This is a genomic window from Neisseria zalophi (assembly GCF_008807015.1).
Taxonomy (GTDB): Bacteria; Pseudomonadota; Gammaproteobacteria; order Burkholderiales; family Neisseriaceae; genus Neisseria; species Neisseria zalophi.
This window is the reverse complement of the sequence record NZ_CP031700.1, coordinates 262,994-279,023: the sequence shown is the minus strand read 5'-3', so window position 1 is coordinate 279,023 and position 16,030 is coordinate 262,994. Positions and strand designations below refer to the sequence as shown.

Below are 16,030 nucleotides of genomic sequence, written 5' to 3'. Positions count from 1 at the left end.
ATTAAATTAAAAAATAAGTTATTCACAAAAAAGATTATGTTTCAATATCAATATCTTTTTATTATTTAAATATAAGTTGTAATACTTTAAAAACACGCTTCCAAATAAAATCTCTTTACTTAGCCTTTTCTTTATAAGCGTTGTTTAACTACACTGAATCAGTTAAAGTTCACACTATAAACATCCACATACAAAAGGATTTTCCAATGAAAGGTGATATCGGTGTAATTGGTTTGGCCGTTATGGGTCAAAACCTGATTCTCAATATGAACGATAAAGGCTTCAAAGTCATTGCTTTCAATCGTACTATTTCCAAAGTAGACGATTTTCTCAACGGCGCTGCCAAAGGCACAAATATTATTGGTGCCCATTCTCTACAAGAATTAGTCGATAAATTGGAAAAACCCAGAAAAATTATGCTGATGGTTAGAGCCGGTGAAGTAGTAGACGACTTTATCAGCCAACTTGTTCCCCTTCTCGATAAAGACGACATTATTATTGACGGTGGTAATGCTAATTTTCCCGATTCAACCCGTCGAACGCATGAATTGGCTGAAAAAGGTATCCGTTTTGTTGGTGCCGGTGTTTCCGGTGGTGAAGAAGGCGCGCGACACGGCCCTTCGATTATGCCTGGCGGCAATGAAGAGGCCTGGCCTTATGTCAAACCGATTTTGCAGGCGATTGCAGCCAAAACGCCCGAAGGCGAACCTTGTTGTAATTGGGTCGGCCGTGACGGTGCCGGGCATTTTGTAAAAATGGTGCATAATGGTATTGAATACGGCGATATGCAGCTCATCTGCGAAGCCTATCAGTTTATGAAAGACGGACTAGGTTTGGATTATCAACAAATGCATGAAATTTTCAGCATTTGGAACCGTACCGAACTGGATTCCTATCTGATTGAAATTACAGCCGATATTTTAGGCTTCAAAGATGAAAACGGCGAGCCGTTGGTAGAAAAAATCTTGGACACCGCCGGCCAAAAAGGTACCGGAAAATGGACGGGCATTAACGCTTTGGATTTGGGTATTCCGCTTACATTAATTACCGAATCGGTATTCGCCCGCTGCGTATCGGCTTTAAAAGAACAGCGTACCCAAACAGGTAAACTATTCAATAAAACCATCAAACCCATAGAAGGCAATAAAACCGAATGGGTGGAAGCATTGCGTGAAGCATTATTGGCATCAAAAATTATTTCTTATGCACAAGGCTTTATGTTGATTCGCGAAGCCAGCGAAAACCACGATTGGGCCTTGAATTACGGCAAAACCGCTTTACTGTGGCGTGAAGGCTGTATTATCCGCAGTGCATTTTTAGGCAATATCCGCGATGCTTATGAAACCAATCCCGATTTGGTTTTTTTGGGTGCCGATCCTTATTTTAAAGAAATCATTGAAAATTGTTTGGATGCATGGCGTAAGGTTACTGCCAAAGCCATTGAATGTGGCATTCCTATGCCTTGTATGACTTCAGCCATTACTTTCCTTGATGGTTATACCAGCGAGCGCTTACCGGCCAATCTGTTGCAAGCACAACGCGATTATTTCGGCGCGCATACCTATGAGCGTACCGATAAACCGCGCGGCGAGTTTTTCCACACTAATTGGACGGGTAAAGGCGGTGACACCGCGTCGACAACATACGATATTTAATTACATTGCTCCATTAATCAAACAGGCCGTTCTGAAAAGCTTTCAGACGGCCTTATTTTTTAATATGGTTTTTTATTTACCGATGCAGAATCTGGAAAAGATAACACCCAATAAATCATCTGCAGTAAACTCACCTGTAATTTCACTACAAGCTGCTTGTGCCAAACGCAAATGCTCAGCCAGCAATTCGATTTGGTCGTTGCCGCATAGCGCGGCGTTTTCCAATTCGATTTCTGCCGCATGTAGAGCAGTAAGGTGGCGACTGCGGGCTAAAAACAGGCTTTCGCTTTCGCCCTGCCAACCGATTTCTTTTAATAATGCCTGTTTGAGCAAGTCTAAACCCTCGCCGGTTTTGGCAGAAAGTTTAATCAGCGTATCGGCACCGGTTTCAGTTTGTCGGCCGTCTGAAATCAGGCGTACTGTTTCGCCGGTTAAATCGCTTTTATTGTGGATTTCGATTTTTTTCAGGCCATCCGGCAGGCTGTTGAGAATCGCCTGTGTTTTGGCATTAATGCCCTCGCGCGGATCAATTAGAATCAGAGCGACATCGGCCTCGCTAACCGCTTTCTGGCTGCGCTCAATACCGATTTTTTCGACAATATCATCGGTTTCACGCAAACCGGCGGTGTCGATAATATGAACCGGCACACCGTCGAGCGTGATTTGTTCACGTACTGTATCGCGGGTGGTGCCGGCAATATCGGTAACAATCGCAATATCATCGCCGGCCAAAGCATTCAGCAGGCTGGATTTGCCGACATTGGGCGCTCCCACCAAAACCACATTCATGCCCTCGCGCAAAATTGCGCCCTGTTGGGCACTGTCGATTACGGTTTTCAGACGGCTTTGCAGATTGGCCAGTTTGCCACGGGCATCGGCGGCTTCGAGAAAATCAATGTCTTCTTCGGGAAAATCTAATGTGGCTTCAACCAACATGCGCAGGGTAATCAGCTCGTCAACCAAAGTGTGAATATGTTGCGAGAACGCGCCTTTTAGCGAACGCACGGCCATACGGGCGGCGGAACGGCTGGAAGCATCAATCAGGTCGGCCACACTTTCGGCCTGTGCCAAATCCAGTTTATTGTTGAGAAAAGCGCGTTTGGTAAATTCCCCCGGCTCGGCCATACGCGCACCCAATTGCAGGCAGCGTTGTAGCAACATATCCATCACCACCGGCCCGCCATGTCCTTGCAGCTCGATAACATCTTCGCCGGTAAAGCTGGCAGGCGCGGCAAAATAAAGCATCAGGCCGTTATCAATGGCTTGGCCGTCCGAATCAAAAAAATCGGTATAAAGGGCAACACGTGGCTTAGGATTTTTGCCGCCGCTAATTTCTTGCGCCAACGGCAGCAGATTTTTACCGGATAAACGGATAACACCAACACCCCCGCGTCCGGGCGCGGTGGCAATAGCGGCAATGGTGGGATTAGACGGAAGCATAAGGATATTCTCAAAAATAATATCAGTATAGCAAAAGGCCGTCTGAAAGCGGTTATGTGTTTGTGCTTTTGCTTATAGCTGATTGGCCGTATCCTAAATAAACATCTTAGGTTACGGTTTATTAGAATTATATCTCCACTGATTTAATTTATTTATTGCTTCCGGCATTTGCTTTGCAGCGGCTCTTGCATATAGTTGTTTACTTTTATCTAAATCTTTTTGTACTAGCACCCCTTCTTCATACAATTGAGCAAGCATATATTCCGCATCAACATCTTCATATTCAACTGCTTTAGTTAATAATTCTAATCCACGTTGCTCATTTTTCATCTCATCGTCTTCTAAATAAACCCACGCTAAAGTATAAAATGCCGGTTTATATTCCCCTTTAACAAGTGATTCTAATAAAGATACAATTTCTAGTTTATTAATTCTTTTATGGTTATTAACCTCTTGATCCATTAAAAGCAAAACTAAATTATTACGCGCTTCAAAATTTCCGTTATCCGACGATTTTCTATACCATATTTCTGCATCATTAAAATTACCTTGCTGTTGATATAAATAGGCTAATTGTGCTTGAGCAACACTGTTATTTTTATCAGCAGCTTTTTGTAGCCAATATTTTGCTTTTATTAAATCACGATTTGGAAAATCTCCACTCAAATACAGATAACCCAACATTTGTTGTGAAGGAATATCTCCTTTTTCTGCTTTGCTTTTTAAATCTCTAAATGAAGATTCATCCCACTTGGAAACAACAAAATAATTTCCAAGATTATCACGTCCCAAGCGAGTACTTTCTATTACTAAAATATCTTTACCAGCAATTCTTTTATAATTTTCTTGTTTTTTATTACCATAAGATAATAAATAGCCGAATGCTATTAAAATAATGCTGATTATTATTATGATTTTTCTTGTCATTTTTTAATTTTCCTACATTGAATAGACGTTTCAGGATTATGTATATGAGTATTATTTTAACTATGAAAAATTTAGTATATCTTAATATATAATTGCTATTATATAAAAATTTATTGATTAATTTTTTATCTATTTAATGAAAATTACTTTTTATTTTTTTAGGAATTAGATTTTTTATTAAATATTTTATTTATTATATAAAATAATGCTATAAGGCAACCAAGAATAGTTAAGCTATACATTGATAAATATAAAAAATAATTAAATCCTCCAGTTTCTACTATTCTCCAAGTTCTTATTCCACATTTTGAATAAATAGAACATTTATAAAAGAAATATATATTTAGTATAAGTAAAAATAATATTATATTCTTCATATAATTAATATCCCATTAAAAATCTCAGTAGGCGTACCCTTTGGGTACGCCTACTGTATTTTGAATCAGCATTTTTAGTATTTAATGTAACCCATTATGGTTCACTATTATCAATCAATAATGCTTTTTTCCTCCCTTAATTTCCAAACATTATCTTTTTTTTCTAAAAAAGTAGTAATGTCAATGGTTTGGTTATTTTGTGTGCTTCTCTCACTTATACTTATGTATTGAATCTTGTTATTACGCTCATCGAATTGGATACCTATTCGAGTTTCTGGATTTATTATTCCATTAGTAATGCCTACGGCACTTAATCCATTTTCAGTTTTCACAATTCCCACATAAGAACCATTATGCTCGTTTCTAATTACTGAATGTGAATGTCTTTTTGACGGACCGTCTTCTTCATATTGACTCCAATTACCATATTGATTTTTTTCCGAATGGCAAGCTGAGAGAATGAATAAAATGATTAGCATTAATTTTTTATTTTGCATATTATTTCCTTGTTATTGGCATTAAAAACTTACTGTTTGCCTTTAATACGTTTTAATTCTGCCCAAGTATCTACAGGATAATCATTATACATATTTTTTAATGTATTCTATTGGCCTACATTACACTTTCTTGTTTCAAAACATTTTCTTGCTTCTATATGAAATGCCATATTGGTGCAGGTGCATACCTAAAATACAAAAAATGGGCGGATATCTAATCCGCCCCTACACTTTGAATAGATATTTTTATGCAGGCTGCAACTTGCTCAACTTGATAAGTATCAGAAACGTATGTGTGCTAAAGAGCATATACGATATACTTTTGATGAAAACACTCATAGAGCTATGGTTTATTGTAAGAGCTATTTTTTAATGTCTCTAAAGCAGTAATAGCTTTTTGATTGCCTTTTTGTTCTGCTTTTTTGAGATATTTTAAAGCTAATGTATGATTTTTATCTACTCCCAACCCTTGATAATACATCACGCCCAACCAATAATAAGCATCAGTATTATTCAATAATGCTGCTCTTTTAAACCAATATAATGCTTCTTTATAGTTAGGAGATGATTTAACTTCTTTCATTTTATAAGGATATAAATTCATCACACCTAACTGATTTTGAGCAGGTGCATAATTTTGTTTTGCAGCTTTGAGTAGCCAAAATTTACTTTTAGTAAATTCATTTTTTTCACTATATGTTAAGCCTAATAAATATTGTGCTTCAGGTATATTTTGATTAGCTGCATGATAATACCAATTCTGGGCTTTTGATAAATCTTTTTTAGTGCCTAATCCATCACTATAAAGTGTCCCTAAAATTAATTGAGCTTTTGCATTTCCATTTTTAGCATATGGATACAAACAATCTTTTAATCTCTTGAATTCCGATCTAACTTCATATTGTTTACATACTTGAATATCATCTTTATTTGACCCATAACTATAAGAAAATAATATATTTATAATAGATAAAATAATTAAAGATATAACTTTTTTCATAATGCCATCTTTTTATAATGGGTTACCAAACCCAAAATTGGTATACTTTTATTTTTAATAAAAAAAACTATTTAAAAAAGTAGATGGTCAGAGCCAACAGCTTTAAATAGTAGAGTATAGTTTTAATCTGTACTATACATAGCAAGCTCTAACCTACTATATAAATTAGATTTATTTGTAATACTTTTAGTTTGCCAAATCAATCATATTGTCCATATATTTTATGGTCATAATCTTCCCCTAAAATTTCTTTTCTTTGGTCTATGGTCAATGCATTCCACAATGTTTCATAATATAATTTATGAATTGTAGGGTAATATTCATCTCCAAATTTTTGTATTATATCAATATCTCCAGATCTGTATGGGTCATGGAAAATTCTATTCAATTCTTCTAATAATAAATAAATTTCCATGATATCGTCTCTATTTAAAATCTTCATGTATTTCTTTCTCATATATTTATCCTAAAATTATTGATTTATATGATTAAGTTGGGTTTCTACCATATAAGCCAAAATGACCCTCCATGTACAAAACTCAATAGCTTTACTGTTTCGAGAATTGAGTCTGGATGTGAACTCTCTCGGACAGGTATCAATCAACGTAATGTACTACTCTTCCTTCTTTTAAAATAAATTTTTCTTGAAAATCTTTTTTATTCATGGGTTTACATTTGGCGGGAACAGCAAATACTTTATTCTGATCACAACGAAAAAGTATATGAATTATTACCTCTTCTGGTTTAATCGGATCTTGATTAATAAACCGCTTGCAAACAGGTTCATAATAGCTAAAAAAGTTATAATGAAAATCTGTTTCAGTATCACAATACTGGTTTTGTAATCTAAACGGCTGATGTGTTCCGGTAATATTGGGTTCACTCTTCAGCTTACCCCAACCTTAATAATAGCTGATACCGTTGTAGGTTTTTTGAGGCCGTCTGAAAGTAATTTTTATGATTTGAATAGGTATTTAAAAATATAGGCTACTATATATTTATCCCTTATTTTTAAATTTATGAATGGAAAATGGATAAATATTTAATAATAGGAAAAATAAAAATGAAATAAGATAGAAAAAACCATTTTGATATGTTTTATGCAGACTATTTACTTTTTTCTTTTAATATACTAAAACATAAAAGTATTATTATACTATCCACTAGTATATATAATGAAATACAAAAATAATATCCAAAACTACCAATATTATAGTTTATACTATGATTCATCCCACAATATCCGGTTAAGCTACAAATATATAAATTATAATTATTTATTATAAACAAAATAATATACCCTATTATTCGAATAATTTTTTTATTTATTTTTTTGTACATATATTATCTATAATCTAAATTAATTTTAATTTTTAAAAAGTACATACTTTATTATGTGTATTTATGGCCTATTGCTTATATTGTCTTAATTATAAGAATATAATAATTGGCTAAGGATGAGTACTAATATAATGACTAATCCACGAGTCCACTCTAAGAAAAGAGATAATTTAACAAGGAATCTAATAGAGTTATATTCTTTTGAATCAAATTGTAATGGCGGTGGAACTTCTTTATTTTTATATAAAAATATAGCAAATTTATACTTTAATCGAATGAACTCCCAAAAGAAATAAGTATCAGAAGGTTTTCCTGCTTTCTTATATAATTCAGGGTATTTATATAATTCATCAAGAAACCCTTGTACTCGACTATTTACATACATTAAAAAAAACCAGTATCCTAAACCAACAAAGATAATTATAAAAGTTATTAGCATTTTTTCTTCAATAGGATTTAAGTTAGATTCTTTACTTTTATATGTTTAATAGATAATCAATATATAAATATTGATTTGAATAAAAGGATTATAAATATAATCAAAAATATCCTAACACCATACTTCACAACATAAAATTTATAATCTTTTTCTATAGTTATAGTGGATTTATTAAGAACAATCCCCCAAATAAATTTATTTGCTTCGATATTTTTTACAAATAAAAAATCGATAAAAGAATTTACAGTATTATACTTTTTATAAATAGAATAAGCACAATACCAATAAAAAAATACCCATAAAAAACCAACTGGTATGGCTATTGATAAAATTAAACTATCCATCATAAAATACTTTCTATATTAAAATTTTTTGATATCCAATATTGGCAGTTACCCTTCCGCCCAGACCGTCTCCTATTTTTGTCGTAGCATAAGGTTTTTAATTTTTTTAAATTGGCCTTTTCCTCTAATTTTCCCCAGCCGTATTTTTCCAATTGCGGATTTGTGCTAAAGATTCGTAGCTGCCTGCATCGGTATAGATAAGTATATCTTCCAAGCCGTCTGAAACTTCGTAATTTGCCGCATCCGATATCGGTTAATGGTATCTCCGTTTAGAACGTCTTTGGCAACGATTTTAGTGCTGCCCGAATAGGTAAACAAAAGAACAGGTGGGGCTACGCTGGGAGACAAAAAAGAAATCGCACACCATAAAAAGCTTTTTATGGGCGATTTTATTAACGATCATAATTATTTGATTTGGAGGTTGAAGGAAGCAGATTATAGCTATACTGTTATAAAATCCATATAGAATATGATATTGATATATTTTTTAATGACAAGCGGTATGATTTACCCAAGAAGAATAAGGGTGTTTGCTTAAATAGGCATTGGTGAAACGGCCGTCTGAAGTGATTTCCCGCCCTAGCCAATCAGGTTTGGGGAATTCGGCCTGCTCGCTGTCTAATTCCAATTCGGCCACGATTAACGGGGCGTTTTCGCCGAAATATTCGTCAATCTCGAAAATAAAGCCTTGATGGTTGATTTTATAGCGGTGTTTTTCCAGCTTGAAGCGGCACATGGTCTGCATGATTTGCTCGGCATGTTGTAGCGGAATTTCATATTCGAATTCGCTGCGGGTAACGTCGGAAATATAACCTTTCAGGGTGAGCCATGCCTTATCGCCGATGATGCGGACGCGTATGGCGGCTTCTTTTTCTACACTCAAATAGCCTTGCAACATTTTTTCAGGCGTACCGGCTTCGGTGCGCCAGTTGTCGTTTTTTAATAAGAAGCGGCGTTCGATTTCGATGGTCATGGATTCAGACGGCCTTTTAGAATGGTTTGAAAACAACAAGATAAAGTGCGGCAATCATAATCAGCACGGGGATTTCGTTAAAAACGCGAAACCATTTGTGCGAATAGCGGTTTCGGTCTTCTTTAAAATCCAGCAGTATGCGGTAGCAGTAAAAATGGTAGGCCAACAATATCACGCCCAGAGTGACTTTGGTGTGCACCCAGCCCATACCCCACCAACCGTTAATAAAGGGAATGGTAAAGCCGGTGAGCACGGCGGCGATACCTAACGGAGTCATAAATTTAAACAGCCGTTCCGACATACCGAGCAAACGTTGGTATTCGCTGCGGTTGCCCGCTTCGACCTGTGCCAGATTCACATAAATACGCGGCAGATAAAATAGGCCGGCAAACCACGAGATAATAAAAAATATATGTAGCAGCTTGAACCATAAATACATTTCAGACGGCCTTTGGAAAATAACAGACATATTGTAGCGTTAAATAACGCCCAACGGTTAAGATTTGCAGGCACGGGCGGCTTTTTTGCTAAAATACATCCGCATTTTACGGAAAGGAAAACAAAATGATTAAACAATTTGAAATACATGGCGGGGTAAAAAAACAACTTCAGGAATTTCTCGACGGCCGTAATACCGATTTGAAAACGGCGATGGATAGCGAGCCTTTAAACCGCGAAGTGGCGGCCATTGTGCATAACGGCTTGCCTGCGATGGTGAGAAAAATTTATTCGCTGGAGAAGATGCAGAAGTTTTTTTGGGAGAAAAAAGATTTGATGGTGGATTATGTGGCGGCGCGTTTGGCGGCTGCCGATAAAAAGCCGAAAGGGACTAAAAATACCCGTCAGAAAAAACGCTGATTTTTTGCCTTGATTGAATAAAGCAAGCCGTCTGAAAGTTTCAGACGGCTTTATTTATGGCGTTACCGCCCGATTAATTCACCGGCAAAGCCGACGGTGCGACGGCTTTCAAGTAGTTTAATGCAATAAATTGTTTATCGGTGTCCACTTCGGTCACCGCCAGCAATAGTTGGGATTTCGGCAATGCGTCAAAAGGGATGCCGGTGGCGCGTACGACTAGCGGCAATCCGTTGATACGCACTAAATCTTCTTTCAACAGGGTGGCGCTGAGTTCTTTGAGGTTTTCCTGCCGGATATACACTAAGCTCCAGTAGCTTTCCATCTGGCGTTGGAAATCGGCATAAGCGGTATAGGTGGTATCAAAATTGCGTAGCGCGCTGAAGAGCTCGGCATCGTTGTTGTGAAACAAAGGCTCGGCATTTTCATCAATCAGGCTGATGAGTTGTTTTTGATTGATGTAGTCGGCGGCGCGGCGCAATGGCGAGGTAAACCAGCCATAATGCTGAACGCCCATGCCGCTATGCGGTTCGGATTGGGTGCTCATGCGTACTTTGCTGTTGCCGGGCTGCACGCGGAACAGCCCGGGCAGGTCGTTTTGGTCAAGCATTTCCGCCCAAGTGCTGTTGGCGAGAATCATCATTTCGCTCACTAAAGTATCGATAGGTGAACCACGTTCGCGGCGGGCAACGGCAACGTGGCCGTCGTCGTTGAGTTCTATGCTGTAATCGTATTGCGGAGGCCGTTCGGGATCGTATTTGCCGCGTGTTTTTTGACGGGCAATGGCGAATTGGTGCAACCAGATTAAATCTTGATGGTGGTTGAACATGACGCGGCCTTCGGCATCCAGCCCTGTTTGGGCATTGAAATGCGGTTCAATGGCTTGAATACGCAGGTTTTCGCTAATATAAACGGCTTCGATTTTGTGGGTGGGTGCGCTGATATTGAATTCGCTGTCCACATCAAAATAGATGCTGATAGCGGGGCGGTGTGCGCCGGCATCAAGGCTGAATCCGGCAATCCAGTTTTCCGGCAGCATGGTGATTTTGCCACCGGGGAAATAAACAGTGCTCAGGCGTGCCATAATGATTTTTTCGATATCGCTGCCGGGAGTGACGGCGAGCGACGGTGCGGCAATGTGGATGCCGATGCGTTTGCTGCCGTTGCCTAAGTCGGTAACGCTCAAGGCATCGTCGACTTCGGTGGTGCTGTCGTCGTCGATGGAAAATGCCTGTACGTCGGCTTGCGGCAGCGGTGTGTAGGCGGGTATGTCGATATGGGGAAAGCCCGTGCCTTGCGGAAAGTGTTTGACTTCGAAACCGTCGTAAAGATATTGGGGAATCGATTGAACCGCGCCGGTTTGCATGGCCAATGCCAGCGGTGTCGATTTCATGGCACCCGCTGCTTTGGTAAAGGCTTTATAGGTTAGTGCCTGTTTGTCGGGCGCGTGTAGGATGGTTTTTAAATCGGCGGCAATTTCAGGGGGCATCTTGCCCTGTTGCAAACGCTCCGCCCAGCTTTCGATTTGTGCTTCCTGCTGTTTTTTGCGTTCGATAGCGGCCAATGCCTGCTTGAGGGTTTCTTCGGGCGCGGCTTTGAATACGCCTTTGCCTTTTTTATAGAAATATACGGGGGCGGAATATAGGGCGATTAAAGTAGCCGCCAATTCGATTTTGGTCGGTGTGTGGCCGAAATATTCTTCGGCAATTGCTTCGGCGGTGAATTCTGTGTCGCTGCATACTTCCCAGAGTAAATCAGTGTCGATTTCGGCGGCTTCACTTTGGGCTTTAGTGAAAAAATCTTCCGCCGGTGTGTCGAATTCGACGAATACATTGGCCGCTTTCACTTTGGTACGCTTGCCGTGCATGGTGTCGGCTTGGTAGTTGGTATCGTTTTTTTGAACGACAGCAGCCACTTTGAACTGGCCGGATTCTTCGTAAAATATGTTCATATAATTTAATTATTTAAAAACTCGCGTGATTTTAACAGGAATCGTTGAGGCCGTCTGAAACATTTGTCCGCTTTCATAAAGCATAAAGGCCGTCTGAATGCCTTTCAGACGGCCTGGTTTGATCATTGGTCAATCAGCGGATAACACCACACGCCATACGGCTGCCGCCACCGCCTAATGCTGCGGGGTGGTCGCTGTAATTGTCGCCACCGGCATGAATCATTAAGGCATGACCGTGTAGCGACTCAATATTTTTAATACGGGGTGCTACTACAGGTTGAACATGACCGTCGGCGGATACGGCTAAGGCAGGCAAATCGCCCAAATGGCCGCTGTCATCCCACGGGCCTTTATGTGCGCCGGTATGGGTGGGATCCCAATGGCCGCCGGCAGCCAATCCAGCTACAGTTTTGCCATCTTTCTTAGCCGCCGCACAGCTTGGGTTTTCATGAATGTGAAAACCATAGATACCGGCTTTCAAACCTTTTAATTTCGGTGTGAATACGGCACCGTAGGGGCTTTGGCTGATGTGAACCGTACCGATGGGGGTGTCGCCATTGGTTGGGTCAAGCAGTGAAACGGGAACCGTGATTTCAGTTTGTGCAAGGGCGTTGAAGGATGCACAGCATAATAAGGTAGCAATGAGTTTTTTCATATTGTGATATTCCGTTTTATCTGATTGGATAATGGAAAGCCGTGATTATTCAGACGGTCTGTTTTTGAGCTTTAGCTTTAATTTTAACAGATAACCAAGATAATTTATTTTTTTATTGATTATATTTAATAGATTCATTGTTTTTTTAGACTGGTTTATCAGATATTTAGGCACTTGCTGAAACGGAAAGCACGGATGCATTACCGTTTTGAATCTGAAATTTCACTTCATATCCGGCAATATTCATTATATAGATACGTTCGGGAATATCCTGATAAGCGGGGCGCGGGTCTTGGGCGATGCTTTGGCTGATCAGGTTGCGTTCTGATGGGGATAAATATTCCGCCCCTACGGCAGCCTGCCAGCTAACGGATAATTCTTCCGGTTTGGCGGCAGCGAAACCGCCGGCGGCCTCGGGCTTGGCTTCGACAAAAGGAATATACGGTTTGATGTCGATAACGGGGGTGGCATCCAATAAATCGGCACCGCTGCAATACAGGCGTACGGTTTTATCGGTTTCGATGCGTTCCAGCTTGAGTAGCGACAAGCCGATATGGTTGGGGCGGTGCGGGCTGCGGGTGGCAAAAACGCCCATTTTCTGTTTGCCGCCCAAACGTGGCGGCCGCACCAATAACGACCAGCCTTCATCTAAAACGTCGTGAAAAATAAAACTAATCCATACATAATCGAAGCTGTCTAAGCCGCGCACACTGTCGGCTGTGAAGCGTTTGTCGAGTTCGATACAAACTTCGGCGGCAGGCACCAATCCTGGCTGGCGGGCGACGCCGAATTTCTGTGTATAAGGGGAATGTACGGTGCCGATGGGGGTAATAGTGTATTGCATAGGCCGTCTGAAAGCCGTTATAAAAGCGGTATCATAACACTGTTATCGGTTTCAGACGGCCTTTGTTATAATGGCGTCTGCTTAAAACAAGAAGGCCGTATATATGATCGTGTCGATTGATGTGGATGCTCAGAAAACCTTTACCCCTTTGTGTCCGAAAGAATTGCCGGTGGCCGAGGGGGATACCATTGTTGAAGAGTTAAATGCTCAGGCTGCATTGGCGGATTTACGGGTGATGACCAAAGATGCACATAGTATGTCGGCCAAGTGGTTGGTAGACAATACTGAAGATATGTTGCAGCCAACCGGCCTGCCTGAAGCCGATTTAACGTGGGTAGCCCATGCGGTGGTAGGCAGCGAGGGTTATGAATTGCTCGATGGCCTGCCGAAAGCAACCGAATACGATTATTGCGTGTGGAAAGGTGTCGACCCTGAATTTCACCCTTATGGCGCGTGTTTTCATGATATTGGTGAAAAACTAAGCACGGGCTTGTTGGAATGGCTGCATAGCAAACAAACCGATTTTGTGTTGGTGGGCGGATTGGCTACCGATTATTGCGTTAAAACCACGGTTTTACAGTTGCTTAAAGGTGGCGATTGGAAAGTGATTGTGAATGCGGCAGCTTGTCGCGGCATTGCGCCGGAAACCATCGAAACGGCTTGGAATGAAATGATGGATGCCGGCGCGGTGGTGCTAGAAAATGCAGAAGCTATTGATAAATATATTAAAAATCAATAGTTTGATTTTGTTTCACGTGAAACATAGTAAATCGGAATAAGGCATGGTTATGAAAACGCTGTTGGTCAGACTTTCCAGTATGGGTGATTTAATCCATACCATGCCTGCTGTTGAAGATTTATCGCGCATGCGGCCGGATATTGAGTTGCATTGGCTGTGCGAGGCGGGTTTTGCCGATATTGCCCGCCTACATCCTTTTGTGAAAAAAGTCCATGTGATGCGTTGGCGGCAGTGGCGCAAACAATTACAAAAAATAGATGTTTGGCGTGAAATGAGCCGTCTGAAAGACGATTTGCGCGGGCAGCATTTTGATATGGTTTTGGATGCACAAGGGTTATTGAAAAGTGCTTTGTTTGCCAAAGTAGCCAATGCGCCGGTAGTCGGTTTGGATTTTCATAGCGCACGGGAACGGTGGGCGGCGTTGAGTTATAACCAGAGCTATGCCGTGCCGAAAGGACGCAGTGCAGTTTGGCGAAATCGGGCGTTGTTTGCGCAGACGTTTGGTTATGAGATGCCGTCTGAACAGCGGTTTGGTTTGGTTGTGCCGCCTGAAGCCGAATTGACCGAACTTGCACCGCATTATTATGTCGGCCTGCATGCAACCAGCCGCGACAGCAAACTATGGCCAGTAGACCGCTGGCTGGCGTTATTTGATAAGCTTTATCAGCATAATAAAGCGGTTGTTTATTTGCCGTGGGGTAATGAAGCTGAAAAACAGCGTGCGGAGCAAATGGCGGCAGAACGGCCTTTTGTGCGGGTATGCGATAAATTGAGCCTGTTGCAGGCGGCTTATCTGCTGGATAATGCGGCCGGTATTGTCGGCGTGGATACGGGGTTGCTGCATTTGGCCAATGCATTGGATAAGCCGGTGGTAGGGGTTTATACCGATACCGATCCGGTAAAAACCGGTGTTCAAGAATCACCGTGGGCGGTGAATTTGGGCAATGTGGCGGATATACCTACGGCAGACGAAGTGTTTGATAGTTTGTTGGCGTGTATCGAAGCCAAAGCGTAGGCCGTCTGAAATACGGGGAGTTAAAAATACGGATTCATATATCTGTATATGGTTTTTGAAATACCGTAAAAGCCTGAAAAAAGGGTTTTAATTCAGGTATAATGCCAAAATCTATCGAGCCGTTTTTGCAAAGAAAATGCAGGGTTTTTTCTGCAAAAACAGTTTATTTTGGCAATAATAATTGATTCAATACCGGATAGCTTCCGGTTTTAAGGAGTGTTCATGAAAGCACTGGTTGCAGTAAAAAGAGTGGTGGATTACAACGTTAAAGTGCGGGTAAAAGCCGATGGTTCGGATGTGGATATCGGTAATGTGAAAATGTCGATGAATCCTTTTGATGAAATCGCGGTTGAAGAAGCGGTTCGTTTGAAAGAAGCCGGCAAAGTCAATGAAATCGTTGCCGTATCGTTGGGTGGTAAAAAATCTGAAGAAACCTTGCGCACGGCGTTGGCCATGGGTGCGGATCGTGCCATACATGTGGAAACCGATGCCAAGCTGGAGCCGCTTCATGTTGCCAAATTGCTGAAAGCCGTAGCCGCAAAAGAATCGCCCGATTTGTTTTTGTTGGGCAAGCAAGCGATTGACGATGATGCCAACCAAACCGCGCAAATGTTGGCCGCCCTTTTGAATGCGCCACAAGGCACATTTGCCTGCAAGTTGGAAATGAAGGATGGCGAAGTATGGGTAACGCGCGAGATAGATGGCGGTGAAGAAACTTTAGCATTGAAACTGCCTGCTGTTGTGAGCGCCGATTTGCGTTTGAACGAGCCGCGCTTTGTGAAGCTGCCGAATATTATGGCTGCCAAGAAAAAACCGTTGGAAAAACTTTCCCCTGCCGATTTGGGCGTGGATGTGGCCGCTAATGTAAAAGTGCTGAAAGTGGCCGAGCCGAAACAGCGTCAGGCCGGGGTGAAAGTGGGTAGCGTTGCCGAGCTTGTTGAAAAATTGAAAAACGAAGCCAAAGTCATCTGAAGGGTT

16 protein-coding genes are annotated in these 16,030 nt (G+C 40.8%); 5 read left to right on the top strand and 11 right to left on the bottom strand.

The features are described 5' to 3' along the window. Window positions 1-206: 206 nt before the first annotated feature. A complete protein-coding gene (gene gnd, locus D0T92_RS01225; RefSeq protein WP_151049456.1) occupies window positions 207-1,655 on the top strand; it encodes a decarboxylating NADP(+)-dependent phosphogluconate dehydrogenase in 1,449 nt (482 codons plus the stop codon). A 72-nt stretch (window positions 1,656-1,727) separates the two neighbouring features. Here gnd and mnmE read toward each other — a convergent pair whose 3' ends face one another. The 8 genes from mnmE to D0T92_RS01185 all read right to left on the bottom strand — a co-directional run bounded on the left by mnmE (window position 1,728) and on the right by D0T92_RS01185 (window position 9,432). After that, the gene (gene mnmE, locus D0T92_RS01220; RefSeq protein ID WP_151049454.1) at window positions 1,728-3,095 is read right to left on the bottom strand and encodes a tRNA uridine-5-carboxymethylaminomethyl(34) synthesis GTPase MnmE; all 1,368 of its coding nucleotides are present in this window, start codon (window positions 3,093-3,095) and stop codon (window positions 1,728-1,730) included. 111 nt (window positions 3,096-3,206) lie between these two features. Further along, window positions 3,207-4,022 carry a tetratricopeptide repeat protein gene (locus tag D0T92_RS01215; protein ID WP_151049452.1) on the bottom strand — a complete coding sequence of 272 codons (816 nt, stop codon included), beginning with the start codon at window positions 4,020-4,022 and terminating at the stop codon, window positions 3,207-3,209. A 487-nt stretch (window positions 4,023-4,509) separates the two neighbouring features. Then, complete coding sequence (locus tag D0T92_RS01210; protein WP_151049450.1) at window positions 4,510-4,896, bottom strand: hypothetical protein; 387 nt, start codon at window positions 4,894-4,896, stop codon at window positions 4,510-4,512. Window positions 4,897-5,239: 343 nt separating this feature from the next. Beyond that, window positions 5,240-5,896, bottom strand: a complete 657-nt coding sequence (locus D0T92_RS01205) for a tetratricopeptide repeat protein (RefSeq protein ID WP_151049448.1) — start codon at window positions 5,894-5,896, stop codon at window positions 5,240-5,242. Window positions 5,897-6,095: 199 nt separating this feature from the next. Then, window positions 6,096-6,353, bottom strand: coding sequence for a hypothetical protein (locus D0T92_RS01200; protein ID WP_151049446.1), 258 nt, complete (start codon window positions 6,351-6,353; stop codon window positions 6,096-6,098). 139 nt (window positions 6,354-6,492) lie between these two features. Then, complete coding sequence (locus tag D0T92_RS01195; RefSeq protein ID WP_263641698.1) at window positions 6,493-6,768, bottom strand: RHS repeat-associated core domain-containing protein; 276 nt, start codon at window positions 6,766-6,768, stop codon at window positions 6,493-6,495. Between the two features lie 1,739 nt (window positions 6,769-8,507). Then, window positions 8,508-8,993 (bottom strand): CYTH domain-containing protein, encoded by a 486-nt coding sequence (locus D0T92_RS01190; protein ID WP_151049444.1) that lies wholly within the window; start codon window positions 8,991-8,993, stop codon window positions 8,508-8,510. 16 nt (window positions 8,994-9,009) lie between these two features. Further along, window positions 9,010-9,432, bottom strand: a complete 423-nt coding sequence (locus tag D0T92_RS01185) for a CopD family protein (protein WP_151052929.1) — start codon at window positions 9,430-9,432, stop codon at window positions 9,010-9,012. A 125-nt stretch (window positions 9,433-9,557) separates the two neighbouring features. Between D0T92_RS01185 and D0T92_RS01180 the strand changes: the two genes are divergently transcribed. Next, the gene (locus D0T92_RS01180; RefSeq protein ID WP_151049442.1) at window positions 9,558-9,851 is read left to right on the top strand and encodes a hypothetical protein; all 294 of its coding nucleotides are present in this window, start codon (window positions 9,558-9,560) and stop codon (window positions 9,849-9,851) included. A 73-nt stretch (window positions 9,852-9,924) separates the two neighbouring features. Here the strand turns inward: D0T92_RS01180 and D0T92_RS01175 are convergent, their stop codons facing one another. The 3 genes from D0T92_RS01175 to tsaA all read right to left on the bottom strand — a co-directional run bounded on the left by D0T92_RS01175 (window position 9,925) and on the right by tsaA (window position 13,298). After that, window positions 9,925-11,799, bottom strand: coding sequence for a ribonuclease catalytic domain-containing protein (locus tag D0T92_RS01175; protein ID WP_151049440.1), 1,875 nt, complete (start codon window positions 11,797-11,799; stop codon window positions 9,925-9,927). Window positions 11,800-11,932: 133 nt separating this feature from the next. Then, window positions 11,933-12,454 (bottom strand): superoxide dismutase family protein, encoded by a 522-nt coding sequence (gene sodC / locus D0T92_RS01170; protein WP_151049438.1) that lies wholly within the window; start codon window positions 12,452-12,454, stop codon window positions 11,933-11,935. Between the two features lie 166 nt (window positions 12,455-12,620). Then, a complete protein-coding gene (tsaA, locus tag D0T92_RS01165; protein WP_151049436.1) occupies window positions 12,621-13,298 on the bottom strand; it encodes a tRNA (N6-threonylcarbamoyladenosine(37)-N6)-methyltransferase TrmO in 678 nt (225 codons plus the stop codon). Between the two features lie 103 nt (window positions 13,299-13,401). Between tsaA and D0T92_RS01160 the strand changes: the two genes are divergently transcribed. From D0T92_RS01160 to D0T92_RS01150, 3 genes are all read left to right on the top strand, one after another. Beyond that, window positions 13,402-14,037, top strand: coding sequence for a nicotinamidase (locus D0T92_RS01160; RefSeq protein WP_151049434.1), 636 nt, complete (start codon window positions 13,402-13,404; stop codon window positions 14,035-14,037). A 49-nt stretch (window positions 14,038-14,086) separates the two neighbouring features. Then, complete coding sequence (gene waaC, locus D0T92_RS01155; protein WP_151049430.1) at window positions 14,087-15,052, top strand: lipopolysaccharide heptosyltransferase I; 966 nt, start codon at window positions 14,087-14,089, stop codon at window positions 15,050-15,052. A gap of 222 nt (window positions 15,053-15,274) precedes the next feature. Continuing rightward, window positions 15,275-16,024: an electron transfer flavoprotein subunit beta/FixA family protein gene (locus D0T92_RS01150; RefSeq protein WP_151049428.1), complete on the top strand. Its 750-nt coding sequence runs from the start codon at window positions 15,275-15,277 to the stop codon at window positions 16,022-16,024. The last annotated feature ends 6 nt before the right edge of the window (window positions 16,025-16,030 follow it).